This is a genomic window from Marasmitruncus massiliensis (genome assembly GCF_900186535.1).
Lineage (GTDB): Bacteria > Bacillota > Clostridia > Oscillospirales > Ruminococcaceae > Anaerotruncus > Anaerotruncus massiliensis_A.
Map to the genome: position 1 here is coordinate 1,281,809 of NZ_FYDE01000005.1, position 26,100 is coordinate 1,307,908.

Below are 26,100 nucleotides of genomic sequence, written 5' to 3' on the forward strand. Positions count from 1 at the left end.
CAGGTTTTGTCAGGTTGGAAGCTGATGTCCAATCAGCCCGTAAACCGCAAGGGAAAAGATGCCGATATAAAGAAGCATGATCGGAAGCCCGCGGAAGGAACGCGGCACATCCGAAAGAGCCAGCCTGCGCTTGCCTTCAAAGACCAGCAGAAACGCCAGCGTACAGCCGATCCCGGAGCCCAGCGCGAACCCCAGTGTTTTAACAAAGCCGTAACTTTCACTGAAAGCAATCAGCATAGAGCCGACGGCGGCGCTGTTAAAACTGGCGGAAAATACGACCTGGCGCAGATAATAATGAAGCCGCGGCAGATAGGCCCTCGTCAGCAAAAACAGTATTGCAAAGACAGCACAAAGGCAGACCATCACCAACAGATAGCGCAGGTGCAGGCGGCCTTCCGATAAGGACTCCTTTTCACGGAGCAGGTTGTTGAGCGGCCATGCCAGCAGGGAAGATACCAGAGTAACGAAACTCAGCGTTGCGCCGTACAACAGGATTTTCCGGGGAGAGGAAAGTGTCAGCGCGTTTTTGTTCGCCCCCAGCCCGCGGGTAAACACCGCGTTTTGCAGGACGATTGCCGTAAGCATAACAACCAAAAATTCTTGAATCACATTCATATACAGGCCTCCATACGGGAAGGTTCATTTTTACAACGGTGCGGTTCCTTCCGCATGACGACTGAGACGGCGGTAGGTCAGACAGAGCAGAAAGCGTTTTACGAAGCGGAAGAAAGCGCTGAAAAAAGCGGTCAGGATAAAACCGGAGAATGCAACCTGCAAACCGGACAGCCGAACCGGCAGCTGTACGGAAATTCCCCAAAGGGTGCCGCTGCCGAAATATTCCCGTAAAGCAGCAATCAGGCAGAGCGCGAGACAAAAGCCGATGCTGTAGGTAACGGCGTCCGTCAGAGCCATGATTGTGGGAGAGAAATTTTTCTCCGAATAGCGCAGACACAGCATCTGCAAAACCGCGTTGACGGCGACAATGGGGATATAAATACCAAGCGAGTCGCCGATTTCCGGGGAAATCGGCTGTATCAGGGGAATCGAAGCGATTACAAGCGCCATGGCAAACAGCGAATAGACCATCATGGAAAGCCACCGCGGCAGGTATTTGCCTGTCAGGGAGGCCAAAAGCACAGTCGGGATCAGGACACAGGCGAAAATGATCGACAGCGCAACCGCATTTTTCAAATTCGTAGTGATCATGATGGCAAAAGGCAGTGCCAGCCCCTTTACAAATACCGGGTTTTTGGAAAAAATTCCTTCAAGCCAGCGACTATGCTTTTTGCGCTCTCTTAGCTTTTCTAACTTCAAGGTTTTTCCTCCTTATCATCCGATGAATGGATTCATTGTAACGGTCGATAACCGGCGCAAAAACATTTGCAAACAATACCGCAAAACTCATGCTTTCCTCAAATCCGCCGAAATAGCGGAACAGCATCGTGATAATCCCTGTGAAAATCCCGTAAATAACCAGGGAAGTATCCCGCTTGGGGCTGGTCGCCGGGTCGGTAATCATAAAGACCGCACCGAACAGCAGCATTCCAGACATCATCTCGTAAAGCAGCGACTGAATGCCGTTTGTACCGATACGCGGAAACAGGAACGCCATGAAAGCGCAGGATGCCAGATAGGGGATAGGCAGCTGCCAGCGGATGGTCCGGCGGAACAGCAGATAAATCAGGCAGGTGAGCAAAACCAGAATATTGGTGGCGCCCATGGGTCCGGGATAGTTGCCCAGAATCATTTCCGTAATATCGTTCGTCGGGGTTCCCCCCAGCTTTAAAACAAAGGCGGGATTCTGGAACAGCTTGATAACGGTATCTCCGTAAACGAAAGCCTGCAGTTTGTAGGAAAAGGTTCCCGCGACATCCAACGCCGCAAAAGGCATAGGATACATGAATACCTGCAGCGGCCAGCAGATGGCGGCAAAGGAAAAGCCTGCTGCCGCCGGATTAAACACATTGTTTCCGGTTCCGCCAAACGGATGCTTCACAACAACGATTGCAAACAGTACGGCTGCGGCTACCACATAATAGGAAACCGTGGCGGGCATCGCCAGCGCGATGATCAGGCCCGTGATCACGGGTGAAAGGTCGCGGACATTTGCTTTTTTTCCGCGAAGGAAGGAACAGAGAACATCGCTGACAACCGCAACAGCAACGGAAAATCCACAGACTGCCAGTGCACGCAGCCCATAAAAAAGATAGGCCAGAGCACAAAGCACCAGAAGCAGAATCACAACGTCCAGCATCAGCGTCGTGTTGGTATCCTGAAAACGGATATGCGGGGCGGGCCGCTTGTCCAACTTCATTTCGCATCCCCCCCGTGATTGTCAGTATCATTTTTATGCCATCCATGCAGGTCATCCTGTTCAGCGTCGGATACTTCCGCCGCTTGCTCAAGCTCTTCCGTCTGAGAAAGCACAGTTAATTCTTCCAGCCCGGGATCAGGCTCCTTTTCCTCAACCAGCTGTACAATGGCCTCATCCGCCTTTTCAAGCAGCGATTCCAAAACCCCCTGGGATTCGGCCTCCATCGGAATCTCAGCGGCTTCGCCGGTATCCGGCTCTTCCGCAGATTCTGAATTTTGCTCACCCGAAGCATCTTCAGAAAATTCCGGACGATCATCGGTGCTGCCGATCTGCACAATTTCAAAAGCAGCTGCCGCGTCGGCAGTCTTGTCCGCTGCGGTTTCCGGAAGATTGACGGAAACGCCGGCCATTACAGTTTCAGCTTCGCTGGAAGCTTGCGTGTTTTCAGCCTCCGCATTTTGAATCGGCGCTGTCTCTGCTGGAATGCGCATGCTTTCTTTCAGCGCCTGTTTCTCGGCCCGTTTTGCGGCAGCTTCTTCCTTGCGGCGGGCCTTCCCGGCAGCTTTTTCCGCTTTACAGGCGTAATAGCTGCCCATATAAAGCTCAAATGTGTCTTTTTCCCGCTTCTTCTGAGCGACCGACGCGGCACGCATGGAACCGCTCATGCGCCGGAATTCCTGTGCGCTTTCGCGGATTGTTTCACATAGATCCAGTTTGGCGGGACACATATAGCTGCAGGTGTTACAGCCGATACACATCTGCGCGTCCAGCTTCCGGAAATCCTGATAGCGCTTCAGACGGGCGCTGCGGTACAGCAGATAAGGATTCAGCCCTTCGGGACAGACATGTACGCACCGGGAGCACCCGATGCACTGAAAATCATAATCCTTAGCCTTGTCCCGGAAGGCGAGAATGGCACGCGTCACAGGGGTAACAACCGTACATTCGGTATCAATGACACTGATGCCGGTCATGGAACCCCCGATCACAACACGGGCGGGGTCATGGATCAGGCCGCAGCGTTCCAGTGTTTGAGCGATCGTCATTCCAAGAGAAATTTCCAGATTGGTGGGGTTGCCGACACAGTCGCCCGCCACTGTGATAAACGCAGTGGTCTGGGGCTTATTGAAATAGACTGCGCGCGCCAAAAAAATGAGCGCGCCCACCCCGATCATTAAAGTAGAAGCATTGGCGGCAAACGTTTTGGACGCCTGGTATTCCGCAGGGTAACGGCCCCGGATGCGCTGCACGCCAAACTCCTCTATCTTTTTGGGGATCTTCACCTCAAGATCCGCCAGATTTTTGTATACGGCGAAAAAAGCTTCCTGCGCGCCGCAGGCGCGCTGCGCCAGCCGGAGGCCTTCCGCGCAAAGCCGCTGATTTTGCAGCAGCGGATTCAGCTGGCTTGATATGTAAGGCTCATCGTCGATCGCATCCGCCACAAGAACCTGCGGTTTGCGGTGGCGCGCGGCCGCGAGCTTGTCCGCGAGCAGCCTGCCGTCCCGCTCGTCCACAATGCGGGCCTGCCTGGCAATGGACAGCAGATCGTCATGAGTCAGTTCGTCAAAGTTGGCCGGCGGCTTGCGGTCCATTGTGGCACCAAGCGTATCGGCATTGAAAAACTCCCGCAGCTCCCGGGAAAAAGCGGGTTCTTTCAGTTGCTGGAGCAAAATGCCTTTATAAAAAAATCCTGCCATGGCAAACCTCCGATAATCAAAGAATGACAAAAATCATATAGTGGTAAAGTAGAACGAAGCTCTCTGAAAGCGAGGGAAAAACCGTAATGAAAATCAGACAGCTTAATCCGCAACGCTATCAGGTTCTTCTGACGGGCGAAGAACTGCGGGAAAATTCTCTCACATTTGAGGGCATTGACTGTGCTGGCAGGGAAACACAAGACCTCTTGCTTTCCCTGATGAAACAACTGGTCGCCAATGGATTTCAGCCCACAGAAAAAGTATTCATTGAAGTATATCCCACAGAAGACGGCGGGTGTGTGATCTTTTTCTCCGCTTTGGACGCACCGGCCCAGAAACGCTGGAAGGTCCTCCGCCATGTATCGTCTCCCGTTATTTATGCGTTTGACGATGTGGATGTACTGATCGTGGGCGCTGTGCAGTTGTTTCAACACTGTTCCCACCGAATTCTGAAAAGCGCGCTTTACCGCGTAAAAAATGGCTGGCGGCTGCTGATCTATCCTCTGGATACGCTTGAAAATGTTTCTTTGTCGCTGCTCGACGAGTATGCGCCGCGCTGCGGGGAGGGCATTCTGGCGGAAGCGTATCTAAGCGAGCATGCGCAGCTGCTGTTAAAAGAAAACGCCGTCGATTTCCTTTCAGCCTGCTTTGGATAGTAACGAAGCGAAAAAATGGCTACGCTTCTTTTGCGGCTTTGCGCAGGGCGGCGACGGCGTCGGTATAATCCGGTTTTCCGAACAAAGCGCTTCCGGCAACAAAAACATTTGCGCCGGCGCGTACAGTTTGTCCGATTGTATCGCAGTCGATCCCGCCGTCAACTTCAAGGTCGGGCGAAACACCAATCCGTTCGCATTCTTTGCGGATGGCAGAAATCTTGGGACACATGTCCGTCATAAATTTCTGGCCGCCAAAGCCGGGCTCAACTGTCATGACCAAAACCATGTCAACCTGACCAAGATATGGAAACACCGATTCGGCCAGCGTTTTCGGCTTCAGCGCTATACCGGCTTTTTTGTCTTTTGCTTTAATGGCATCAATCACTGCCTGCGGATTGCTGTCGCTTTCAATATGAAAAACGATGAGGTCGGCCCCCGCGTCCGCAAACTGCGGAGCATAGGTCAGCGGGTTGGATATCATCAGGTGCACATCAAGCACAAGGTCTGTTTTTTTGCGCAGGGAAGCGACAACAGGAATTCCGATTGTAATATTGGGAACAAAGTGCCCGTCCATGACATCCACATGAATGAGCTCTGCTCCGGCCCGCTTCATGGCGGAAATCTCTGATTCAAGATTGGAAAAATCACTTGCAAGAATAGAAGGGGAAATCAAAAACATAATCAAAAAGCCTCCAAACAAAATGGCGGCATTATCAGAAAATATACCGCATAATTAGACTCATATAGTATAGCGCAAACAGGCAATGATTGCAAGAAAATCCCCCTCTGCGAAGCAGAATTCACATGAGGTTCATGGAATTTTAACACGTTTTCACGGCTATCTTTCTTTTTTCGGTATAAAATAGTTGTGAGAATTAGAAAATTCACTTGACATCCGTATGTCAATTTGCTAAAATATAACTCGTCGCTGAACGTATGCAGGTGTAGTTCAATGGTAGAATGTCAGCCTTCCAAGCTGAACACGTGGGTTCGATTCCCATCACCTGCTCCACTTACTCGGCGCGGCGTCAGAAATGTGCCAGTAGCTCAACTGGATAGAGCAACTGCCTTCTAAGCAGTAGGTCGGGGGTTCGAGTCCCTTCTGGCGCACCATATGGTGGGTATAGCGTAGTTGGTTAACGCGTCAGTTTGTGGCACTGAAGACCGTGGGTTCGAATCCCACTATCCACCCCACTGTGAATTTAAGATTCCCCGGCCGCTTAGCGGGCGGGGAATTTATAAAATATTGGGCTATCGTCAAGCGGTAAGACACAGCACTTTGACTGCTGCATTCGCTGGTTCGAATCCAGCTAGCCCAGCCAGAAAAAATCCTCGCGGATTGGCTTAAATAGCCATTCTACGAGGATTCTGTTTTTTGTGCAACACATTGCTCATAACCGCATGCATGAACTGTATGCATGCTTTTTGAATGGACGGCAAGAAGCTTTGCGAATGCTAAAAGCCACGGGGAATAGGAGATTAAAAGTTTATTCATAATAACAACGGAATTTTCTTTTTATAAACTGCTATACTATGTTGAACTTCGAAAGAGAAAGGGGAGATATTATGAAGACATTTTCACTGATTACCGGTGTAATATGTGCAGTAGTTTTCTTGACCGCCTGTCAAAAGTCCGATGAAAACAATCCATCATCTGCTGTTCAGTCCCAGCAGCAAATGCAGTCTGAAGAATCCAGTACACAGCCCGAAGCCGAGTCTGAAATATCGCAAGCGGCTGGAAGTGAAACAGAACTGTCAGTCACCGGAACGGTTAAAGATGCAACGATGAATTTTGTTGTTTTAACAGGCGAGGACGGCGGGGAATATTCGTTCTCCACAGGCGGAGCAGATAAAAGCGGGTTAAAAAACGGCCTCCTGCTTGGCATGAAAATAACAGTTTTTTACCAGGAAAACAGTAATTATCCGGGATCATATACCGCCATAAGGCTGGTTGATGCTTAATTCCTAGCACAAGGCAAAGATAACGCCCATGCAGAGCCAGAGAAAGCGATTGCATGGGCTTATTTGTGCGCAAAAAACCACTCGTCTGGCGAGTGGTTCCGTGGAAACTGCGGCTACCGGTGCAATGCTTTCAGAGTCGGGTACGACTGCTCAAGTTTCGATACGATTGACCTTAAAATATCAAGATTCTGCGTTTGACGGCTGTACGTGATATCGTTGAAAAGCGGCTCTGTTTTTCTCAATTCATTTTTAAAGTGGCTGTATATAAAAATCAATTCTTCAGATGTAAAGTCAAAATTCATACTATCACTCCTGCTTAAAATTATAACACGCTGAACAGTGTGACACAACAAAATGCAGGTTAGAATTTTTATCAGTATACAGTAAGAAAATAAGCAAAATTATACAACAATAGATGACTGGATTGTGCTAATTTCACTAAAACAAAGACAGAATATGAAATTTATAGATGGAATATGCCTGTATTGCTTAAGCAGGGGAACGGACCTGCTTAAAATTTGTTTTTTCGGTTGATGTCACAGATTCCATTTTGGTAATCTATAACGATTTTCTCGCATTTTCGGCAGCAATGAGCAATGATTGCCGACCCTTTCAGCATAGAAAGCTCAGATAAAACAATCGATCCTTTATGTAACTGGGCTCTCGCGGCAAAATATTTTTTATCATTCCATGCTAATTCATGGGGGCTTTGGATGACCCCCGCTTCCATTTCCGCCCCGCAATACGGACATTTCATGCCAGGCACTCCTTTCGTATTTGAATACTATTTTACAGCGAAATCTTTAATGGGACAAGTATACTTTTTATATGATGCCATTGTCAAAGTATTATGCAGATAGTAAACGTAAATGATTTAATACCGGATGGCTTTTATTACATAAATTTGCCAATCTGTAATGAGGGTGTTATACTATATTAAATATATGCTTTCTCTTATGACCTGGAAGAGAAAGGAAAAAACAGAATGGAAAAGGAGTGTTTTTATGAAACGGATTCGAATGTGCCTGGTATATCTTTTGGTTCTGGCGGCAGTTTTGCCCATCACGGGATGCAGTTCGGGAAAAAAGGATAGTACGGTAATAGTCGGGGCGAAAAATTATACCGAGAGCCTGCTTACCGGCGAAATCATGGCACAGCTGCTGGAAACGAAAACAGACCTGACCATTGAGCGGAAATTTAATTTGGCGCCCGCAGTCTGCTTTGAATCGGTTCAAAAAGGTGAAATCGACCTTTTCCCGGAATATACCGGAGGCGCCCTGATCCATTACCTGAAGATGGACCTGATTAACGATCCTGATGAAGTTTATAATGTTGTAAAGGAGGAATATAAAAAACAGTATGACTTGATATGGCTTGAATCACTTGGTTTTAATAATACATACGCGAACGCGGTGCGTAAGGATTTTGCGGAAAAAAATAATATCAAAACCGATAGCGATTTAGCCCAGTTCACACCGGACCTGGTTTATGGAGCGGAGCATGGCTATTTGGATCGGGAAGACGGGTATTATCCAATGTGTGATCTGTATGGCTATCAGTTTAAAAAAACGCTTCAGATGGATATCGGGTTAATCTATCAGTCGCTTGATCAGGGCGATATGGACGTTGCAAATGTATATACGACTGACGGTTTGCTCTATCAGTACGACCTGGTCGTTCTGGAAGATGACAAACACTATTTCCCATCCTATTACTGTGCGCCGGTGGTCAGGAATGACACTTTAACCCGGCATCCGGAAATCGCTGAAGCGCTGAGTGTGCTGAAAAATTGCGCAACAGAACAGGATATGATAAAATACAACTATATGGTGGACGGACAAAAAATGGAAATTGAAGACGTGGCCGATATTTTCATGAAGGATCATGGATGGAAACAATAACATTGTTCAGATGAAAGGAAAGAGACAGAAGTTGCGGCTGTTTGTAGCGATTCTTTTGAACGACCCTGTGAAAGATGGCCTTTGCCAGGCAATTCACGAACTGGAAAACGCCGCCCTGCGGGGAAATTTTACGCGGCGTGAAAACCTGCATCTGACATTGGCGTTTCTGGGCGAGACTTCGAGATGGAAAGATATTCTGCAGGCAATGGAAAAAGTAAACAGCAGACCGTTCCCGCTTGTAGTACAGGGGCTTGGAAAATTCCAGCGCGGCACTGCCGGCATTTACTGGGCAGGCATCCAGAAAAGCCCGCAGCTGATTGCATTGCAAAGCAATCTTTGCAGGGAACTGTCCCTTTCGGGATTTTCGCTTGAACAGAGGGCGTACCAACCCCACCTGACCCTCGGGCGCGAAGTGATTTTGCGGGAAGATTTTGAGGAGGCAGTATTCCAAAAGTCAGTCCCGCCGCTTTCCATGGAGGTCCGCAGGATGAGCCTGATGCGGTCCGAACGGATCGACGGCCGTCTGGTCTATACCGAAATAGATGCAAAACAATTTGATTAGGAGGAAACAGCGATGCCATTTATCCAGACAAAAGTCAATGTGAAGATCTCCGGGGAAAAGGAAGAAGTGATCAAATCCAAATTAGGCAAAGCGATTGAACTGATTCCAGGGAAAAGCGAAAGCTGGCTGATGCTTTCGTTTGAGGATAGCCGTACCCTTTATTTCAAAGGGGAAAAAGATCAGCCGACTGCGTTTGTAGAAGTGAAACTGTTTGGCAAAGCGGGAAGAGATGGCAGCGACCGGCTGACTGCCGCTGTTACGGAGATCCTTTATCAGGAATTGGGAATCAGTCCTGATCATGTCTATGTGAAATATGAAGAGGTCTCGTACTGGGGCTGGAACGGCCACAACCTTTGATATGGCATAAATTGATTGATTCAAAATCCCGGCATTTTTAAATGCCGGGATTTTAAACATTTGCACATAAGCGTTATGATCATTGTTTATTTGGGGGGAAAATGATATAATAAAAGAAATTTGTGGAAGAATCCAAACCATAGGATAGATTGAAACAGAATGCAGCTTAAAGAAGGATTTATAGATGCTGAAACTTTTGCTTTCGACACAGACGGAACAGCTAAGTTCCTATATTGATGAGAGGACGCTTACCCATATACGGTACCGGCAGGTCAATAAATTTGAATCCTACCAGGAAATGGATTTGATTTCCTTCGATTGGTACGATATTCATAACAAACACGCGAAGCCTGTTCAGGTCATCATCTATTTCACAAGGGACTATATTTTCTTCATCTGTGAGGGGGAACGGTGTTTCAAACAGGTGGAACCGTTGGTGACTGAGAAAGCAACCAACGAGAAAACGCTCTACTCGTTTTTCCTTGAGCTTCTCAAAGGGGATATTGAGCATCTGGAAAAATTGGAGGAACATATCACAGAAACGGAGGACGAACTGCTGAAAGCGTCCAGAAGCGCCTGTGCGGAAGAGATTATCGCGTTCCGCAGGGAACTGCTGCGCCTGAAAAAGTATTACGAACAGCTCAATCAGATTTTTGAAGGACTCACCGAAAATGAAAACAATCTGATCCCGCTCGAAGATCTGCGCTATTTCCGTATACTGGACAGTAAAATCGACCGCCTTTTTTCGCATGTGTTAAATCTGCGCGATTATGTCACACAGGTCAGGGAAGCGTATCAGGCGCAAATTGATATTGAGCAGAACAACCTTATGAAGATTTTTACCGTCGTGACGGCGGTTTTCCTCCCTCTGACGCTGCTTGTGGGCTGGTACGGCATGAACCTGCGGATGCCAGAGTTCTCCTGGCCATACGGCTATCCGTTTGTCATTGTCCTGAGCATTGCCGTTGTGACGTTCTGCCTGTTCTATTTTAAGCGGCGCAAATGGTTTTAACAGATCATGCATGACTGCATTGTATCAGATCAATCTGCCTGCTATAATAATTGCTTCAAATGAGGAGGATAACAGTGACAAGGTTCCAATGTGATTACAGCGAGGGCGCGCATCCGAGTATCCTGAAAAAGTTGACTGAAACAAATCTGGAACAGACTTCGGGATATGGGGAAGACCCTTATTGTTCTAAAGCAGCCGCTTTGATCCGCGAAAAATGCGGGCGGCAGGATATTGACGTGCACTTTCTGGTGGGCGGCACCCAGACAAACCTGACGGTTCTCGCTGCCGCGCTGCGTTCCCATCAGGGCGTGATTACCGCTGATTCCGGACATATCAATACCCATGAAAGCGGCGCAATCGAGGCGACCGGGCATAAGTTGCTGGCCTTACCCGGCACGGATGGAAAGCTGACGGCCGAACAGATACAGGACGCCTGCGACGGACACTTTGGCGACGCGACCCATGAACACATGGTGCAGCCTAAGCTGGTTTATCTGTCTTTCCCGACCGAGGTGGGCACGATTTACAGCAGAACTGAACTGGCCGCAATCAGCGAGACCTGCCGGAAAAACAGGCTTTTCCTTTATGTGGACGGCGCCCGCATGGGCTACGGGCTTTGCGCCGGGGGCAACGACCTCCGCCTGCCGGATTTTGCACAGCTTTGCGATGCATTTTATATCGGCGGAACCAAGATCGGCGCTTTATTTGGCGAAGCGCTTGTTCTATGCAACGATGCTTTGAAAGAAGACTTCCGCTATATCATCAAACAGAAAGGCGGTCTGCTTGCAAAAGGCAGACTGCTTGGCCTGCAGTTTCTGGCTTTGTTTGAAAATGATCTCTATTTTGAACTGGCAAACCATGCGAATAAAATGGCGGCGCTGATTCGCGAAGCCTGCGTGAAAAAGGGCTATACGTTTTTAACGCCGTCGCCCACGAATCAGCAGTTCCCAATTATGCCGGACAGCGTGCTGAAAAAGCTTGGCGAGCGTTATGAATATTCTTTCTGGCAGAAAATAGATGACCGGCACAGCGCGGTGCGGTTCTGCACAAGCTGGGCGACAAATGAGGCGGATGTCCGGAGGCTGGCCGCAGAGATTGAAAATTCCTAAATGGGTTTTATTGAGAGCGGCTGGTTCTGACAGTATTATGACAACAGCGGATGGCGAAAACGCCATCCGCTGTTGTTTCATGATTCATCGGCACAAACCGATTCCTGATAAGCAAATTGGAATTGGTGCATTCGTTCAGCCAGCACGGCGGCCTGTTCCGTGAGGCTTTGGCTTGCGGCCGCGCATTCTTCCGCGAAGGCAGTGTTGGACTGGACCGTTTCAGCAATTCTGCCGACACCTGCCTGAATCTGTGCGGCGGATTGTTCCTGATTTTGAGAAGCGTCGGAGATTTGATAGACGATACCGGTGACCTGTTCCACCATTTGAATCAGATTGTCAAGCACCTGCGCGGCTTTTTGCGCATATTGCCGGCCGCTGCGGATGGATTGGCCGGAGCCGGAAATCAGCGTTTCCGTATCCTGGGCCGCCTGTGCGCTTTTATAGGCAAGGCTGCGCACCTCATTGGCGACGACGGCAAACCCCTTGCCGGCGGCACCGGCGCAGGCCGCCTCCACCGAAGCGTTCAGCGCGAGGATTTTTGTCTGGAATGCCATTTCGTCGATCACATGTGTGATGCTCTGTATTTTTGCACTGCCGGCTTCAATGTCCGAAAAAGAAGTCAGCAGCTTCTGCATGCTTGCTTCAACCGCGCCGACACAGTTTTTCATCCGGGAGAACAGCTCCACGGACTGCTGAGTGCTCAGCGTGTTCTGGCCGATTTTGTCGGTAATGGAGGCAACCATAGAACCAAGCTGCTCGATTGTCTGCGCTTCCGTGGAAGACCGATCCGATATTTGCAGCGAACCGGCTGATACCTGGCGGGAGGACTGGCTGACGCTGAAAGAAGCGTTCTGGATCTGCCGGAAGGTATCTGACAGCGATCGGATGATCGTTTCCAGCGAACTGCGTATGGGGGCAAAGTCCCCGCAGTATTCCTGCTCGGGGCGGATGTCCAGATTTCCGCCGGCAAGCTGCATGAGCAGGGTGTCAATTTCTGAAACATAGGATTTCAGGGAAAAGACCGTGGTTTGCAGGGCGCCGAGCAGTGCCGCTGCTTCCCGATTGGATGCTTTGGTGGGAACGGCAGAATGCAGGTCGCCTTTTGCCAAAAGATCCAGCCTTGCAACCGCACCCGCAATCGGGCGCGAGATGGAATTTGCCGTCAGCATGGCAAACAGGAAGGAGACCGCAATCGCTCCGATAAGCACCGCAACCGAAACCCAGATCGTTTGACGGCTGGCGGCTACGACCTCGCTGTAATCCTGGCAAACTGCAAGCGACCAGCCTTCGTCTCCCTCCACCGGGCAATACGAAATCATCTTTTGAACCCCGTTTTCCCAAAAGAACCCGGCTCCGGTTTTTCCGGCCGCCATTTCAGATAAAACAGCGGCAAGCCCGTCGCGCTCCCGGCTGTCCGCGCTCTCGGGCAGATTTGCGGTGAGGCCGATCCGGGCTTGATCAGGGTGGGCGACAATTGTTCCGTTTTTGTCGATCAGGAATCCGAACCCCGTTTTACCCAGTGTGATCTTGTCTGTGTATTTGCTGAAGTAACTGCCATCAATTGCGCCGAACACAATCCCGGTAGGCCCCATGGCGGTGATCTCCGAACCGGCCATGATGACGGGAGTCCCGCCATCCGCCTGTATCGGCGCGGACAGATAGGCAATGCCCTGAATTGCGTTCTGAAAATAATCGGTATCCCCAATCTGCATGCCGTCGTAAGCGGCTCCGCTTTTATCACTGACAGAGAACCATTGAAAAACAGTGTCGTGGGTTTGTGCCTTTAAGTAAGCCTTCCGGTCCTCCTGCGGTATGTTGCCGCCGCATACCTGATCGTTCGCGGCGACCTTGCGGATTTGATCTTTCAGGGTGGAGACCGCTTCGGTAATGCTCATGGAATAGGAAGCGGCAAGACTGTTCATCAGCGTTTCATGGTTTGCGACCGTAAAGCGCGTAATCATAAAACAGGCTACGGCCGTAATGAAAATACCTGTTATAACAGCGTTTGCAACAATTGCTTTTTGAATATGAGACCGAATGGATGGCTTCATATGCACCGTCCTCTTTACATTTTGTTGGAAAAAGAATAGCATGCAAACGTTTTTCGTCTGTATAATTCATGTAAATAAGAGGTAAAGTCGTGCCGTTTGGACGAAGTATCCGTAAATTTGTTTTGCCGGTGGATATAAAAAGACAGCGGGGCAAATTCCGCTGTCTCTTATAGGAAAACATTTAGTCTGTAATATCAAATTCGGCAAGATAGTTCTGGTTGAAAACAACCCGGTAACGTCCGGGCTTCGGCGTACTCGCAAAGTTCTCCAGCGACAGGGGGTAGGTTTGCGTAGTATGCGGCGGCAGGCTGACCGCAATCTCGATAAAAAACTGTTCTTCCTTTAAAGGAACCACATACCAGTCTTCGCCTTTTTTCATTTCAATGGAATACTGGTAGCCGTAATAATATTCGTTGTCTGAGTCGTTTGTGATCAGCAAGTTGATGGTTTTTGTATCCTTGGGGTAGGACTGCAGTTCCGTAGCGATTGAAAATCCCTCCTGCTGAACTGCAATTTCCGGCTGATAAGTAGATTTCTGCGGGGATTCGCACCCGGAAAATAAGGTGAAAACAAATAGAATTGCTAAACAGAGTGTCATAAACTTTTTCATGAGAAGCCTCCTTTAAAACTGATTTCCTACTAAAAGTGCGATAGAAGAACCAGTTTATTGCATGGCAGATTCTGCAAAATTCGGAGTTTACATGAATAATAATCTGCGCCGCCTCAGGAACTCTCTATTGAAGCGATTCTATTTCTTTTCGCACATTCCTCATATGTTCCATCCATTCACAGATTTCAGAGACGTTCCCTTTTTCCTTTGCCCGGGCAAGCCCGTTTGCATAAATTGCGAGTTTACTTTTCAAAACATCAATTCTTTTTTGATTCCTCAACTCGATGCCTCCTTTCTAAATCCATTATAACATAAAGTATATTAGATGTAAAATTATATAATATGTACAGATTTGATGAACACTTTTTTAAAGACTTTCTTTTTTGCAGAAAAATGATATAATTTGTTTCATAAAGGGGGATTATAATGGGATCTGTTTTGGCCGTAGGCTGCGGCGGTTTTATTGGGGCATCGCTGAGGTATTTATGCGCGGAAGGCATCTCGAAATTATATACGGGGCAGTTGCCGGTTGCAACGTTTGCAATCAATCTGCTTGGCTCATTTTTCATCGGTTTTTTATCTCAATGGCTGGCGCTGTTTTATCCGAACCATAGAATGCTGCGGCTGTTTATGACGACCGGGATTTTGGGTGGCTTCACCACCTTTTCAACATTCAGCCTTGAGACAGCAGACCTTTTCCAAAAGGGAAGCGCGGGAATCGCTTGCCTGAACGTTGCGGCCAGCGCGGGCTGCTGTGTTCTTGGCGCACTTGCAGGCAGGGCGTTCGCCAATGTGACAGGCGGCATGCGGTAAGTAATGAAACTCAAACCAAGAACCCGGGAGCGGACAAGCGCCTCAATGCTGCCCGTTCCCGGGTTTTTCCTGAGATTGCCGGAAATACTGACAAAAGTCCAAGTCATCCTGCAGAACATGCTTTTGAATCCATTCATTCATAAACTCATAAAATAGATCATATTCCTGCTTGCAGTAGTTGCATTCCTGCATTTTCACCGTAACAAATTTGAGTTTTGTGGCCAGATACTGATGTGTCGACTGATGGACCCGGTATTTGGGATAAGTGCATTTTACCTGATAGGCTTCTTCAGCAGGAAAGTGTGACTGGACAAAGTGCTGTAAAAATTCCAGATACTTTCGAAAAGAATTTGCTTCATACCCAAACTTGTATTGGATAAGAAAGGAATTTGCTTCTTCCATGAACTGCCGGTGCTGGGCATCGATTAACGCGATGCCGGTTTCCAGCCGTCTGTCCCACCGAAATATCACCTGAATCACCTCGAATCCTATTGAGTATATATTCTATTTTAAGCAGTAACCGGGGCTTTGTAAAGAAAATTCTTATGTAACTGGTATGATATGAAAAAGGTCCGCCCCACAGGGACGGACCGGTCTTATACATCGTTCCTTTTGACAGACTGCTTTTTGGGATTCGGATTATGATTTTGGTTTTCACGGGTCAGCGGTGTTTGTCCATTGCATTTTTTCATGCGGTCTTCTTTTTTATCGGGCTGACTGTCTTTTGGCATAAAATCACCTCACTCATAGGATGGCATAAGCCGCTTCAAACATTCGAAAACAATCAAAAAAGGCGCATCCTTTTACAGGAAAACGCCTTTTTGGTACTCAGTATCAAGCCGGTTGTCAGCTTTGCTATTTTGAGGCGGGGAAATAAGGTCTGAGGGCGCCCGCCACCGAACTGATGGGCAGGGTTTGAAGAATGATTCTGCCAGGTCCATTTACCAGTGTGTTGAAAATGCCTTCGCCTCCGAACAGCATATTTTTTACACCCGGAACCGTTACAATTTCGATCGAGCAGGTTTCGCTCATGGCTGCCAGATATCCTGTGTCGACCACCATCGACTGTCCGGCCGCCAAGTCATATTGCACCGCATGGCCGTCAATTTCGAGAAATGCGGTGCCGTTTCCGGACAGCTTCTGCATAATAAAGCCCTCGCCGCCGAAAAAACCAGAACTGATCTTTTTCTGGAAAAAGACCGAGAGCTCTACACCGGTTTCAGAAGCAAGAAATCCGGATTTCTGAACGACCATACTGTTCCCCGGGGTGATATCGAGCGGCATAATGGAACCCGGAAAACTGGATGCAAAAGCGATCATGCCGCTGCCGCCCTGCGCTGTATAACGGTTTTGGAACAGTGCCTCGCCTGCAAACATTCTGCCCAGCGCCTTTCCGACGCCGCCATTGCTGGTTGTCTCCATCTTCATGTTGGGGCTCATCCAGCTCATGGAGCCGCGTTCTGTAATCATGGATTCCCCATTTTCCAATTCGCAGATCACCACCGGCAGCGGATGCCCCTCGATTTTGTACTTCATATAAAAACCTCCTCTTTATCTGATTATGAAACTGCCTTTTCCAGCGTAAAGCAATGGAAAATATTTGTCAATACCAAAAAAGGACCATAGGAAACAGAACACTCATAAATTCCAGTTATTTGAAATATTATGACAAAACGGTAACAAATTATGACAAAACTGTTACAAAATCCATTGACTTTCTGACAGGGTTCAGGATATAATAGAAACAGGAACAGGGAGATGACCCGGATTCATTATCCCTTCGCGTTTCTCGGAGGAGGAATCCAGATGAAAAAATTATTATCGCTGGCGGCTGCGGGGTTGGTTATACTGAGCTGCCTGTCTGCCGGCGTTTTTGCTGCCCCAAGCCCTGGTGACCCAAGTCCCGGCTCCGTATTAATCGATGCGGGTACCGGTGTGGGCGCCGCTTACGATGAGGATGGCATGCCGATCAGCGGAACGGTATACAATGGGGGCTCGCTGGAGGGTTTCGAACCTGACCAGACAGTCTATCTGAAATTGAACGGTGCGGTCCTTTTGAAAGCTTCGGGCGAGGGCCCCGGAGTTCCGGTTGGTGACGGCAATCCTCTGGCGGACAAGGATCTTTTTAAACTGAAAGTGAAAAAAGACGGCGACGGGCGGGGGCTTGTAAAAGAGGTCTCCCAGGTCGGTGAGAAAAAGGATGCAAACGGTACCCGCTGCGGCTGGGTTAAAATTGTCATTGCGCCCAGCGATCTGACCGAAGAACAAAAAGCAGAGCTGAGCCTGACCTTTACTGCGAAAGAGGACGATGCCGTAAATGGGTGGGAAGAAGGAGATTATGCCGCAGTGAACTTGAACCTTTGGATCAGCCCTCCGGTAAAAAGCGGGGACGATTATGATGCCGACCCCGGCGAACAGTTTGTTTACCATCCCGTTTCCAATGAGAAAAACGGGGTAAACTGGGACAGCGTTGCGACACTTTCTTTCATGGCGGATGACGATGCTTCGAAATTCTATGCGAAGCTATCCACGAAAGCAGACAGCGCGGTCTGTGAGCGCTATCCGGATGCTGAACTCTATTTTCGTGATTTTTCCGGTACTCCCGCTATTTCTGCCTCATCCCGTGCGACACTGACCTTGCTAAACCCGTTCGCACAGGAGGATAACGTAAAGGTAAACCCTGAAAGCTGCCACATCTACACCAAGGACGCGGAGGGAGAGCTGGCAGACGTAACCAGCCTGTTTACCTATCTGGACACGGATGAGGACGGCAACGAAGTGGACGGCTGGCGGCTCAAGACCCGAATGCTGGGCAGCTACGTCATTTCAGACGTGCCGCTTGATACAGCTGACGGCGTCAGCGGCACTTTTCTGACGCGTCCCGAAACGGTGGAACTCGCGGGCAGCTCCGCGGACACCGGATACTCGGGGATTACCAACAATACCAAACCCAATCCCCCCACCGGGCGAATATAAGAACTTTGAAAACCGCTGTCACAAAGGCAGCGGTTTTTTATATCGGAGGATGTTTCTGTTGACTTTGTTTCCTGTTGACGATATAATAAAATTACCAATTATTCTGTCATTTTGAGGGAGGTTTGCAGCGTGAAACGGATTTTAGCAACGCTTTTAGCTGCGGTGCTTGTGATTGGAGGCAGTTCACTCGGTGTGCTTGCGGCAACTACTGTGGACATGCCTTTTGGTACGTCAGTTGAAGTCTACGACGATGACGGCGACCCTGTCGGCGATTTTGAGGCGTCCGGCGGTAAAATTACAGCCGATTATGTAGTGCCCGGGAAAGAGTATTATGTGAAACTGCCAGCTGACACAGAACCAGTGAGCGGTTTGACAGATGCCACCGTTGGGGACGTTACCGATAACGATAATTTCTCTTTTAAGCTGGACCGCGATGAAAACGGCAAGCTGCTCGATTCGGTGTCCTTCGTCAATAAAAAGTTCGACGGCGAAACGGAAAGAAATGATTATATCAAGGTTTCGCTGAAGGAATCCGCCATGACGGAGGATAAAAAGCTGACCTTTGACGTTTATTTCAAAGCAAAAAGAACTGAAGATGGAAAATGGGACAGCGGCGACCGCGTGAATATCCGCTTTGAGCTTTGGGTGAACAACGATGTGGAAGACGGGGAAGACGCCGATTTTGAAGTCGGGGAAGGCGTTGTGTTCAATCCTGTTTCCAATGAGACCAATACCATTACATGGGGCGGAAATTATGATGTCGCCTCGCTGAAATTTGAAGCAAATGATGACGCGGACAAATTTTATGCGAAGCTGTCTACGAAATCCAACGCGCAGATCTACCGCGATTATGGGGACCCTGCTGATGCCGACCTGTTTTTCCGCACCTTTGTGGGAAGCCCTTCCGTTGATTCCACATCCCGCGCTACGCTGACACTCTATAATCCCTGGAGTCAGGAAGACGACGACGATTATGAGGTCGACCCGTATGATGTGTTTATCTACGAAGTGGATGACGGTGAACTGACGGATGTCACAGACCGTTTCCAGTATGTGGACGGTGATGATACGGAGACCGGTACTGATGGATGGCAGATCAAAGTGCGTACTTTAAGCAACTATGTGCTTTCCGACACGGAACTGGACACAAGCGGTACGGATTGGGAAGAACCGACCGATGAGATTGTGCCGGAGACTCCTACGGTCCAGAATCCGAACCCGGCCCCAACACCAGCCCCCTCCACTGGCTCTTCCGATCTGGTGGGCGCGGCAATCTGTGCGGCAGCAGTTTCACTTGGCGTGATCGTCCGAATGAAGAAACGTAAATAGGTACTTGGTAACAGACCGCCGGCTTTTTAGCCGGCGGTTTTTGCATGCCCAGAAATGGCAGGAATATTACAAAGGGATGGAAGAAGAGGACTCCAATATCTTGAAAATTTATGTTTTGTACAATTTTTTAATCAAATTGAAATGATTATATGTGAATATAGGACTACAATTATTACAATTTGGTAACAAAAACCTCTTGAAAAAGCAGGGTATCTCCCATATACTTGGCTCATTCCAAGCTGTTCGTGTGACGAAACAGGACGGAAATGATTATTTTTCAGGAGGATTTAAAACATGAAAAAAGCGATTGCAATGTTGCTCGCGACCACCACCGCGCTTTCCCTTGGCGTGACTGCTCTGGCTGAAGACGTCTCCTCTTCCGAAGCTTCCTCTTCTGAGGTCTCTTCTTCCGAAGCGTCTTCCTCTGAGGCTTCCTCTTCTGAAGTTTCCTCTTCCGAGGCATCTTCCTCTGAGGCTTCCTCTTCCGAGGTTTCTTCTTCTGAAGCATCCTCTTCCGAGGCATCTTCCTCTGAGGCTTCTTCTTCCGAAGCGGAAACCCCTGTGGGTGATCCGACCGCATTCCAGTTTGACGCTGACGAAGACGGCGCAATCCTGGGTGAAACGATTCTTGAGCCTGGCACAGAGTACAAGTTCCCCGCTTATGTAACCATTGGCGGCCAGAAGGTTGCGATTACCGACAAGCTGCTGGAGACCTACAAATTCTCTTACACCAGAGTATCTTCCAAGAGTGCCGAGACCTTCAAAATTGACGATTACAAAGGCACCTACTACCTGTATGTGGAACCCAAAGACGGCACTCCGATTGAAGAAATTGAGCTCAAGTACAACATCAAGCTCGTGAAGAAATCCGATAACCTGTCCCTCTTCACCCAGCAGGTTAAATTCTCCTACGGCTACACCGAAGCGAACAGCGACTACATCAAGGGGCTGGACAAGGGCGATGAAGTCGAGATCGACAACAACAACCCGGTTATCACCGAAGACCAGTTCGAGAAGATCGCAGAGATCAACGATTACAAGAACGTGACCCTCTCCGGCCCGTCCTGGAAGTTCACTGTTAACGTCACCGACGAAGAAACCAAAAACATGGTTTCCTCCAACGCGGGCGTCAAAGAGATCATGGCTCAGTTCCCTGACCAGGATTTCAAATTCTACAAATTTGCCGGCAAACCCTCCTTCGCGGCAACCGGTACAGTTGCGCTGGATGTGGAAGACATTGTTGACGAGTTCGACAATATGTACACCTACCGCTATGCGGACGGCAAACTGTACAGACTGAACGCAACCTACAATGAGGATGACGAAACCCTCAACTTCCGCACCAACACGCTGGACACCTTCCTTGTCACCAACAAGCTGATCAAAGACGGCACTGTCATTGAGAACGCCGATGTCGATGATGATGACACCTCCAGCGATGTGGATGAGACCGATGATGGCAAAGGCAACCCGACCACCGGTGCAAGCGACATGATCAACGCCGCTGTTATGGCTGCGATCGCTTCCCTGGCTGCTGCCGGCACCGTTGTCTGCAAAAAGCTCTCCAAGTAAGATCTTTCTTCTTTAAAAACGGCCGCCTTCGGGCGGCCGTTTTTGTTGTACCCGATGCTTTACAAATTACCCGGAAAGTCGTATAATAACATCGAAAACAAAACAGCGCCATATAGGGGAGCTGGCGGAAAGCCGGCTGAGAATGCACATGTTCCTGTGCAGACCCTTGACCTGATCTGGGTAATGCCAGCGTAGGAAGACTTTGCATGCTCCTTTTACGCCGCAGGGATTATCTGTGGCGTTTTTTTGTGAAAACAACGAGGAGGATGAACAATGAACACAACTACCCGTAAACTGACTCACAGCGCCTTGATGATTGCGCTGGCCCTGGTGCTTTCGATGATTAAGCTGTTCCATCTGCCAAACGGAGGTTCGATTACCCCCGCAAGTATGGCGCCGATTATCCTGATCGCGCTCATGTATCCCACGAAATGGGCGCTGTTTACCTCTTTTGTCTATTCGCTTGTACAGATGGTGGAGGGCTTTTATGCGCCGCCCACACAGGATTTGCTTTCCTTTGTGCTGGTTGTTCTGCTGGATTATGTGTTGGCATTTGGCGTTTTGGGTTGCGCAGGCCTGGTGGCACGCCGCTTTAAAGCGAATAAAGTTTTGGGGGCTTCCATTGCAACCTTGGCCGTCATCTTCGGCAGGTTCTTTTGCAGTTTTCTGTCCGGCATTCTGATCTGGGGCGTTTACGCGCCGGAAGGCACACCGGTTTGGATCTATTCGCTCGGCGTGAACGGTTCCATCATGATTGGAGAGATGATCACGACTACCGTTGTAATGGCTGTGCTTGTGAAATTTTTGCCGCTGGAAAAGTTAACGGCAGAGCCTTTGAAGAAAGCTTAACTATAAAAAAGCCGTCTGACAGACGGCTTTTTTATTTATGCATGTTTGCGGCGGGACAGAAGCTTATGCGCGTTTGTGAGCAGGAGGCGGAAATTCAGGGCGATCATCAATGCGCAAAGTCCAGATACCGGCCAAATCCAGTTTTTCTCCCAATTCAACATCATCCAGCACTGAATCAGCAATACGGATATATTGACTGTAAGCTTTGGTAAATTCCAACGGATTTTTACAAATCGTCTTGTGTCTAAGGCGCGCAGCACAAATACTGCAAAATAGCTGACGAAGGTTGCAAAAGCCGCTCCGTTGACGCCAAAGGCCGGAATCAGCAGGAAATTCAGCAGGAGATTGATCAGCGCACCCGCAATGGTGGTGACTAAGGTCGCCACACTGCGTTTTTCCGCCATATAAATGCTTCCTAAAAAGGTCACGAAGCAGGAAAAAACGGTAGCCAAAACAAGCAGTGGGACAAAGCGCCATGCGTCGTAAAAAGCAGGCGCCCAGAAGATTTTCCCCAGCACTTTGGTAAACAGGATCAATCCGGAACCGGCTGTAAAAATGATCGCCTGATAAGCGGAAGCCACGTTGGTAAAAAAACGTTCCCGGCCGCTTCCCGCGTCGGTAATGGCGGACATCTGCCAGGCATCTGTGAAGATTCCGGAAACCAGAATGATCATCGTGGGAATTTTATAAGCCATGGCATAAAGTCCGTTCGCATCGCTGCCGATCATATAGGTGACAAAATAGCGGTCGGATACGTTGGTGATCCACCAAAAAATATTGGCTGGAATCAGCGGGAGGGCAAACTGCAAAATTTCCCTGATCAGCCGCCAGTTCATGCTGCGGAACCGGATAAATCTGTGCAGTTCGGCGACCCAGAACAGAAAAACTGCGGAAAACAGGTCCGAGCAGATGGTTGCAAGCACGTAGCCGGTGATGCCCAGCCGGAATACCACGAGGAAGAATACGTTGAACAGGATGACGGTGGTGGTGCTGAGTACTCCGTCAAACGCATACAGGCGGACATATTCCCTTGCGCGGACAAACTGCGAGCAAAGGGAGCGCAGGCAGGAGGTAAGTACATAGAGATAAATCAGGTGCGTATGTTCATTCATCATCGGGATCATCGTCAGCAGAGGACGGAGTAGCAAAAACAGGGCATATCCGCAGCCGACGATGGTGATCCCGCCGGTGAAAACATCGCATTTGTCCACCGCCCGGTCGAGCCCGAAACGGATGATTGCGTTGGAAATGCCGATCGACACAATAGGAATCAGCAGGTTGGAGGTCTGGACAATTAAATCCGCGGTGCCAAGTTCCCCGCGCGTAAGCACGCGGGTGTAAAACGGCATCAGCAGAAAAACGAGCACCTTGGAGCTGAAGGTGCCGATGGCAAAAATCAATGTATTGGAAATCAGTTTTTTATATTTATCCAATCAAAAAATATCCTTTCGGCATATTTTAAGCAATCCGTATCGGATTTTCTTACGACCTTCTTATTATATGAAAATTTTGGCATAAAAACAATCGAAAGCTGCAAAGTTTTATCATTTGCAGAAAAATATAACGCCGCTAAATGTCAAACAGGCGTTTTGCATTCTCAAAAGCGATCTGCGCTTTCTCGGCTTCGGTCAAACTTGTCTGATTTAAGAAGCGGAGTTCCGCGTCAACTGTGCTCCACGGGCAGTCGGTGCCGAACAGGACTCTGTCCAGCCCGTGCCTGCGAATCAGCCGCTCATACAGTTCTGGGGATCGGAAATAGGCGGAGGACATTGCGGTATCAAAATAAACATTCCGCAGGCCGGCAAGATACGTCTGCGCTTCTTCATAGCGGTTCAGCCCGCCCATATGCGCGGCGATGACCGTCAGCCGGGGAAACGCGCGCGCAACTACGGCCACATCCTTTGAGGAACCGCGGGTGATGCCCGGGGACACCGGGTCCCAGCCGGTGTGGAACGCAACGGGCAGTCCAAGTTTGCTCATTGTCTCAAAGAGCGGAAAGTAGCGCTCCTCACGGATAAAAACCTTTTGATAGTCCGGGTGGAGCTTGACGCCATGAAGACCGAGTTCCTTGATGCGATACAGCTCTTCCAACGCGTCCGAAGCATCCGGATGCACCGAGCCGAAGCAGATCAGGTTGGGATTTTCATCCTGCACCTGCCTGGCAAAGTTATTTACATTTGTTTGTTGTTCCGGTTTTGTCGCAATGTGAAGCACAACAGCGAAATCCACCCCGGACTGTGCGAAATAGCGCTGGGTACCGGCGACAGTCCCGTCGGTACAGTAGGGGCAGCCGGAAATTTCCGACAGCTTTTGCAGGGTGCGTCCGGCCAGTAAATCCGGAAATAGGTGCGTGTGCGTGTCAATCAGCATGAGAAAACCTCCGGGTTTTGCATATATCATTAAAAAATAGTATACATCAATGCAAAAACAGTGTAAAGGAAACAATTGACAAAAAAGAGGTTGTACTGATGAAGCCCCGCAGACAGGAGATTCCGGAGATAAATTGACGCAATAATCCGCAGACTAAAAAAATGCCCGCCATATGGCGGGCATTTTTTAATCTGCGTAGATTTTAATTTTTCCGTCGGTGTCGTCGTAGTCGCTGTCGTCCGGATAAAATGTGAAGCGATAGTATCCATCCCCTGAAATTCGGTCATCATCGTCTTCCCATTCCACATCGCCGTAGATACGTCTCCCGCTGCTGTTATAAGCCTTGACATTGTCCTCGAGATCGTCTTGGTAATGATAAAGGCGGTCCCCGTCATCTGCGTGGAAGGAATCTGTCTCGAGGCGGACGTCGCTATCGTCATCGTCGTCATCGTCATCATCATCGTCGTAGTCATCTTCCACATAGATTCTGATTTCGTCGCGGACTCTGCTGTAACGGCTGCTGTTTGGGATAAAGATAAACGGATAATAATCGGTTTCATCAACACGCGTGCTGTCCAATACCCATACGGCCTTTCCGCTGATTCGGTCGCCGTCATCGTCATAGGCTTTCACGTGGCTGTTCAGCTTGCTGGTGTAACTGCTCAATCGCTTGGTGGAATAAGAAACCGTAAAGGAATCGATATCCAACTCAATATCATCGTCGTAATCGTCGTATTCATTGTCCACAATAATGCGGATTGTGCCGCGCTTGCTTCCGTAGCTGTTGTTAGTGGACTTGAACAGATACTGATAGCTTCCGGACTTCTTCAGGATGGTGCTGGTCGGTGAAACCCATGAGACCGTTCCGGATATGCTCCTTCCGCCGACCGTAGCGTTGACATTGTCAGCAAGATCGTACGTCAGGTCTCTCAGCCGTTCGCCGTAGTCGGCATAAATGGTGGTGGATGTCAGCCTCAAACTGGAGGAACTGCCAGCTATAGAGGTTTTGCTGCCTATTTTAATTGTACCGATTCCGCTGCCGGATATGGAAGACCGGTTTACGGCCTGCACATAATCCACACTGGAGCCGCTTGAAGCAGTCAGCTTTGCGCTGCTGGAGAGTAGCTTGGCATTATCAACAGAAGCACCTTTCAGAACAGATACCTTTGCGGCTGCGGATACGGTCATCGTTCCCACATCACCCTGAATGACCACATTGTTGCTCGCGGAAGAAATTTGCATACTGCCGATATTGGAAGCGGCGCCGACCGTAACTTTCACGTTTCTGGACAGGGAACTGCTCAATGACAGGGATTTCATGGCGCCGCTGATGGTCAACGAATTTTGTTTTCCAAGTGTGATATACTTATAAACGCTTTGGCTGTTATAAAAACAAACCAGTAATTCACCGGATTTGGACATCAGAGTCAGCGAAGTGCTGTTTACGGGATATTTGCCCTCCGTTTTTCCGTTCCTGATAAATAAAACACTGTTATTCTGCACCTTTACACTGTAAGGATACGCCGCCTGCGCGGGAACCGCTGCGCAGAAAAGCATGATCAGTGAAAGGCATACGGCTAAAAACCGTCTTCGGATAGATTCCATGGGTCTCCTTCCTTCCATACTCTTTTTTATTAAGTGCTATAATTAACCAATTTTACTTCATGAATATTTCTATCAGATATTTTTTTAAGACAGATCATGGTATAATAACCGCAAAGCGGCTATTATACGTTTATGGCCAAGGCGATGCGCTCGCAAAGCTTGCTCCCGCCCTGATGGCCAATTATACCACGCGTGCTTTGCACCTGTGGTATAATAACCGCAAAGCTATTATTATACATTTATGGCCAAGGCGATGCGCTCGCAAAGCTCGCTCCCGCCCTGATGGCCAATGATACCACTGCGTGTTTTGCACTTGTGGTATAATCAAATAATAAACATTAAATAAGTACATTAC

Annotated in this window: 27 protein-coding genes, 4 tRNA genes and 1 riboswitch; of the genes, 16 read left to right on the forward strand and 15 right to left on the reverse strand. The window is 48.9% G+C overall.

All coding sequences use genetic code 11. The features are described 5' to 3' along the window. Positions 1–9: 9 nt before the first annotated feature. From C1A10_RS14200 to C1A10_RS14215, 4 genes are read right to left on the reverse strand one after another with little or no spacing between them, the layout of a single operon-like run. Entirely contained in the window at positions 10–615 is a 606-nt protein-coding gene (locus C1A10_RS14200; RefSeq protein ID WP_101910879.1) for an Rnf-Nqr domain containing protein, read from the reverse strand. A gap of 30 nt (positions 616–645) precedes the next feature. Next, complete coding sequence (locus C1A10_RS14205; protein ID WP_101910880.1) at positions 646–1,314, reverse strand: Rnf-Nqr domain containing protein; 669 nt, start codon at positions 1,312–1,314, stop codon at positions 646–648. Next, positions 1,277–2,314, reverse strand: coding sequence for an RnfABCDGE type electron transport complex subunit D (locus C1A10_RS14210; protein WP_101910881.1), 1,038 nt, complete (start codon positions 2,312–2,314; stop codon positions 1,277–1,279). Before C1A10_RS14210 ends, C1A10_RS14205 begins: the two co-directional genes overlap by 38 nt. Then, a complete protein-coding gene (locus C1A10_RS14215) occupies positions 2,311–4,011 on the reverse strand; it encodes a 4Fe-4S dicluster domain-containing protein (protein WP_101910882.1) in 1,701 nt (566 codons plus the stop codon). The genes C1A10_RS14210 and C1A10_RS14215 overlap by 4 nt, the downstream gene beginning before the upstream one ends. An 86-nt stretch (positions 4,012–4,097) precedes the next feature. Here C1A10_RS14215 and C1A10_RS14220 point away from each other — a divergent pair, with 86 nt between their 5' ends. After that, the gene (locus C1A10_RS14220) at positions 4,098–4,667 is read left to right on the forward strand and encodes an adaptor protein MecA (protein WP_101910883.1); all 570 of its coding nucleotides are present in this window, start codon (positions 4,098–4,100) and stop codon (positions 4,665–4,667) included. A gap of 19 nt (positions 4,668–4,686) precedes the next feature. Here C1A10_RS14220 and rpe read toward each other — a convergent pair whose 3' ends face one another. Then, on the reverse strand, positions 4,687–5,346 hold the full coding sequence (gene rpe / locus C1A10_RS14225; RefSeq protein WP_101910884.1) for a ribulose-phosphate 3-epimerase: 660 nt from the start codon (positions 5,344–5,346) through the stop codon (positions 4,687–4,689). A 259-nt stretch (positions 5,347–5,605) separates the two neighbouring features. Between rpe and C1A10_RS14230 the strand changes: the two genes are divergently transcribed. The 5 genes from C1A10_RS14230 (at position 5,606) to C1A10_RS14250 (ending at position 6,629) form a co-directional block, all read left to right on the forward strand. Then, positions 5,606–5,679: transfer RNA gene (locus tag C1A10_RS14230), tRNA-Gly, on the forward strand. Positions 5,680–5,703: 24 nt separating this feature from the next. Beyond that, positions 5,704–5,780: transfer RNA gene (locus C1A10_RS14235), tRNA-Arg, on the forward strand. Between the two features lie 4 nt (positions 5,781–5,784). Continuing rightward, positions 5,785–5,861 (forward strand) — tRNA-His (locus tag C1A10_RS14240). Between the two features lie 53 nt (positions 5,862–5,914). Next, positions 5,915–5,989 (forward strand) — tRNA-Gln (locus C1A10_RS14245). 244 nt (positions 5,990–6,233) lie between these two features. Beyond that, a complete protein-coding gene (locus C1A10_RS14250; protein ID WP_101910885.1) occupies positions 6,234–6,629 on the forward strand; it encodes a hypothetical protein in 396 nt (131 codons plus the stop codon). Positions 6,630–7,140: 511 nt separating this feature from the next. Here C1A10_RS14250 and C1A10_RS18995 read toward each other — a convergent pair. Beyond that, positions 7,141–7,386, reverse strand: a complete 246-nt coding sequence (locus C1A10_RS18995; protein WP_101910887.1) for a PF20097 family protein — start codon at positions 7,384–7,386, stop codon at positions 7,141–7,143. 247 nt (positions 7,387–7,633) lie between these two features. On the opposite strand from C1A10_RS18995, the gene C1A10_RS14265 reads away from it, so the two are divergent. The 5 genes from C1A10_RS14265 (at position 7,634) to C1A10_RS14285 (ending at position 11,570) form a co-directional block, all read left to right on the forward strand. Next, a complete protein-coding gene (locus C1A10_RS14265) occupies positions 7,634–8,530 on the forward strand; it encodes an ABC transporter substrate-binding protein (RefSeq protein WP_180951148.1) in 897 nt (298 codons plus the stop codon). A 31-nt stretch (positions 8,531–8,561) separates the two neighbouring features. Beyond that, positions 8,562–9,092 carry an RNA 2',3'-cyclic phosphodiesterase gene (gene thpR, locus C1A10_RS14270; RefSeq protein WP_180951149.1) on the forward strand — a complete coding sequence of 177 codons (531 nt, stop codon included), beginning with the start codon at positions 8,562–8,564 and terminating at the stop codon, positions 9,090–9,092. Between the two features lie 12 nt (positions 9,093–9,104). Next, on the forward strand, positions 9,105–9,449 hold the full coding sequence (locus tag C1A10_RS14275) for a phenylpyruvate tautomerase MIF-related protein (protein ID WP_101910890.1): 345 nt from the start codon (positions 9,105–9,107) through the stop codon (positions 9,447–9,449). A gap of 184 nt (positions 9,450–9,633) precedes the next feature. Continuing rightward, positions 9,634–10,461 (forward strand): magnesium transporter CorA family protein, encoded by an 828-nt coding sequence (locus C1A10_RS14280; protein ID WP_101910891.1) that lies wholly within the window; start codon positions 9,634–9,636, stop codon positions 10,459–10,461. Between the two features lie 74 nt (positions 10,462–10,535). Then, on the forward strand, positions 10,536–11,570 hold the full coding sequence (locus tag C1A10_RS14285; RefSeq protein ID WP_101910892.1) for a threonine aldolase family protein: 1,035 nt from the start codon (positions 10,536–10,538) through the stop codon (positions 11,568–11,570). A 77-nt stretch (positions 11,571–11,647) separates the two neighbouring features. Here C1A10_RS14285 and C1A10_RS14290 read toward each other — a convergent pair whose 3' ends face one another. From C1A10_RS14290 to C1A10_RS18560, 3 genes are all read right to left on the reverse strand, one after another. Then, entirely contained in the window at positions 11,648–13,621 is a 1,974-nt protein-coding gene (locus tag C1A10_RS14290; protein ID WP_180951150.1) for a methyl-accepting chemotaxis protein, read from the reverse strand. Between the two features lie 181 nt (positions 13,622–13,802). Next, positions 13,803–14,231 (reverse strand): immunoglobulin-like domain-containing protein, encoded by a 429-nt coding sequence (locus C1A10_RS14295; RefSeq protein ID WP_101910894.1) that lies wholly within the window; start codon positions 14,229–14,231, stop codon positions 13,803–13,805. A gap of 124 nt (positions 14,232–14,355) precedes the next feature. Further along, positions 14,356–14,511 (reverse strand): hypothetical protein, encoded by a 156-nt coding sequence (locus C1A10_RS18560; protein WP_180951151.1) that lies wholly within the window; start codon positions 14,509–14,511, stop codon positions 14,356–14,358. 146 nt (positions 14,512–14,657) lie between these two features. Between C1A10_RS18560 and crcB the strand changes: the two genes are divergently transcribed. Next, positions 14,658–15,044 carry a fluoride efflux transporter CrcB gene (gene crcB / locus C1A10_RS14300; protein WP_101910895.1) on the forward strand — a complete coding sequence of 129 codons (387 nt, stop codon included), beginning with the start codon at positions 14,658–14,660 and terminating at the stop codon, positions 15,042–15,044. Positions 15,045–15,086: 42 nt separating this feature from the next. Here crcB and C1A10_RS14305 read toward each other — a convergent pair whose 3' ends face one another. The 3 genes from C1A10_RS14305 to C1A10_RS14310 form a co-directional block, all read right to left on the reverse strand. Continuing rightward, complete coding sequence (locus C1A10_RS14305) at positions 15,087–15,515, reverse strand: bacteriohemerythrin (protein WP_180951152.1); 429 nt, start codon at positions 15,513–15,515, stop codon at positions 15,087–15,089. 125 nt (positions 15,516–15,640) lie between these two features. After that, entirely contained in the window at positions 15,641–15,775 is a 135-nt protein-coding gene (locus C1A10_RS18865; RefSeq protein WP_278309131.1) for a hypothetical protein, read from the reverse strand. A 124-nt stretch (positions 15,776–15,899) separates the two neighbouring features. Continuing rightward, on the reverse strand, positions 15,900–16,580 hold the full coding sequence (locus tag C1A10_RS14310; RefSeq protein ID WP_101910897.1) for a TIGR00266 family protein: 681 nt from the start codon (positions 16,578–16,580) through the stop codon (positions 15,900–15,902). Between the two features lie 270 nt (positions 16,581–16,850). Here C1A10_RS14310 and C1A10_RS14315 point away from each other — a divergent pair, with 270 nt between their 5' ends. From C1A10_RS14315 to thiT, 4 genes are all read left to right on the forward strand, one after another. After that, positions 16,851–18,020 (forward strand): hypothetical protein, encoded by a 1,170-nt coding sequence (locus C1A10_RS14315; RefSeq protein ID WP_101910898.1) that lies wholly within the window; start codon positions 16,851–16,853, stop codon positions 18,018–18,020. 129 nt (positions 18,021–18,149) lie between these two features. After that, positions 18,150–19,349: a hypothetical protein gene (locus C1A10_RS14320; protein WP_101910899.1), complete on the forward strand. Its 1,200-nt coding sequence runs from the start codon at positions 18,150–18,152 to the stop codon at positions 19,347–19,349. 294 nt (positions 19,350–19,643) lie between these two features. Then, complete coding sequence (locus C1A10_RS14325) at positions 19,644–20,921, forward strand: hypothetical protein (RefSeq protein ID WP_101909601.1); 1,278 nt, start codon at positions 19,644–19,646, stop codon at positions 20,919–20,921. A gap of 104 nt (positions 20,922–21,025) precedes the next feature. Further along, positions 21,026–21,138, forward strand: a riboswitch (TPP riboswitch). 56 nt (positions 21,139–21,194) lie between these two features. Beyond that, positions 21,195–21,770 (forward strand): energy-coupled thiamine transporter ThiT, encoded by a 576-nt coding sequence (thiT, locus tag C1A10_RS14330; protein ID WP_101910900.1) that lies wholly within the window; start codon positions 21,195–21,197, stop codon positions 21,768–21,770. Between the two features lie 35 nt (positions 21,771–21,805). Here the strand turns inward: thiT and C1A10_RS14335 are convergent, their stop codons facing one another. The 3 genes from C1A10_RS14335 to C1A10_RS14345 all read right to left on the reverse strand — a co-directional run bounded on the left by C1A10_RS14335 (position 21,806) and on the right by C1A10_RS14345 (position 25,745). Next, positions 21,806–23,203, reverse strand: coding sequence for a lipopolysaccharide biosynthesis protein (locus tag C1A10_RS14335; RefSeq protein WP_101910901.1), 1,398 nt, complete (start codon positions 23,201–23,203; stop codon positions 21,806–21,808). Positions 23,204–23,339: 136 nt separating this feature from the next. Continuing rightward, entirely contained in the window at positions 23,340–24,140 is an 801-nt protein-coding gene (locus C1A10_RS14340) for an amidohydrolase family protein (protein ID WP_180951153.1), read from the reverse strand. A 186-nt stretch (positions 24,141–24,326) separates the two neighbouring features. Further along, the gene (locus C1A10_RS14345) at positions 24,327–25,745 is read right to left on the reverse strand and encodes a hypothetical protein (RefSeq protein WP_101910903.1); all 1,419 of its coding nucleotides are present in this window, start codon (positions 25,743–25,745) and stop codon (positions 24,327–24,329) included. Between the last annotated feature and the right edge of the window lie 355 nt (positions 25,746–26,100).

Excerpts from the sequence above, each read along its gene's own strand:
- C1A10_RS14200 (WP_101910879.1), bottom strand. The coding sequence starts at position 615 with ATGAATGTGATTCAAGAATTTTTGGTTGTTATGCTTACGGCAATCGTC.
- C1A10_RS14210 (WP_101910881.1), bottom strand. The coding sequence starts at position 2,314 with ATGAAGTTGGACAAGCGGCCCGCCCCGCATATCCGTTTTCAGGATACC.
- C1A10_RS14215 (WP_101910882.1), bottom strand. The coding sequence starts at position 4,011 with ATGGCAGGATTTTTTTATAAAGGCATTTTGCTCCAGCAACTGAAAGAA.
- C1A10_RS14220 (WP_101910883.1), top strand. The coding sequence starts at position 4,098 with ATGAAAATCAGACAGCTTAATCCGCAACGCTATCAGGTTCTTCTGACG.
- rpe (WP_101910884.1), bottom strand. The coding sequence starts at position 5,346 with ATGTTTTTGATTTCCCCTTCTATTCTTGCAAGTGATTTTTCCAATCTT.
- C1A10_RS14250 (WP_101910885.1), top strand. The coding sequence starts at position 6,234 with ATGAAGACATTTTCACTGATTACCGGTGTAATATGTGCAGTAGTTTTC.
- C1A10_RS18995 (WP_101910887.1), bottom strand. The coding sequence starts at position 7,386 with ATGAAATGTCCGTATTGCGGGGCGGAAATGGAAGCGGGGGTCATCCAA.
- C1A10_RS14265 (WP_180951148.1), top strand. The coding sequence starts at position 7,634 with ATGAAACGGATTCGAATGTGCCTGGTATATCTTTTGGTTCTGGCGGCA.
- C1A10_RS14275 (WP_101910890.1), top strand. The coding sequence starts at position 9,105 with ATGCCATTTATCCAGACAAAAGTCAATGTGAAGATCTCCGGGGAAAAG.
- C1A10_RS14280 (WP_101910891.1), top strand. The coding sequence starts at position 9,634 with ATGCTGAAACTTTTGCTTTCGACACAGACGGAACAGCTAAGTTCCTAT.
- C1A10_RS14290 (WP_180951150.1), bottom strand. The coding sequence starts at position 13,621 with ATGAAGCCATCCATTCGGTCTCATATTCAAAAAGCAATTGTTGCAAAC.
- C1A10_RS14295 (WP_101910894.1), bottom strand. The coding sequence starts at position 14,231 with ATGAAAAAGTTTATGACACTCTGTTTAGCAATTCTATTTGTTTTCACC.
- crcB (WP_101910895.1), top strand. The coding sequence starts at position 14,658 with ATGGGATCTGTTTTGGCCGTAGGCTGCGGCGGTTTTATTGGGGCATCG.
- C1A10_RS18865 (WP_278309131.1), bottom strand. The coding sequence starts at position 15,775 with ATGCCAAAAGACAGTCAGCCCGATAAAAAAGAAGACCGCATGAAAAAA.
- C1A10_RS14310 (WP_101910897.1), bottom strand. The coding sequence starts at position 16,580 with ATGAAGTACAAAATCGAGGGGCATCCGCTGCCGGTGGTGATCTGCGAA.
- C1A10_RS14315 (WP_101910898.1), top strand. The coding sequence starts at position 16,851 with ATGAAAAAATTATTATCGCTGGCGGCTGCGGGGTTGGTTATACTGAGC.
- C1A10_RS14325 (WP_101909601.1), top strand. The coding sequence starts at position 19,644 with ATGAAAAAAGCGATTGCAATGTTGCTCGCGACCACCACCGCGCTTTCC.
- thiT (WP_101910900.1), top strand. The coding sequence starts at position 21,195 with ATGAACACAACTACCCGTAAACTGACTCACAGCGCCTTGATGATTGCG.
- C1A10_RS14340 (WP_180951153.1), bottom strand. The coding sequence starts at position 24,140 with ATGCTGATTGACACGCACACGCACCTATTTCCGGATTTACTGGCCGGA.
- C1A10_RS14345 (WP_101910903.1), bottom strand. The coding sequence starts at position 25,745 with ATGGAATCTATCCGAAGACGGTTTTTAGCCGTATGCCTTTCACTGATC.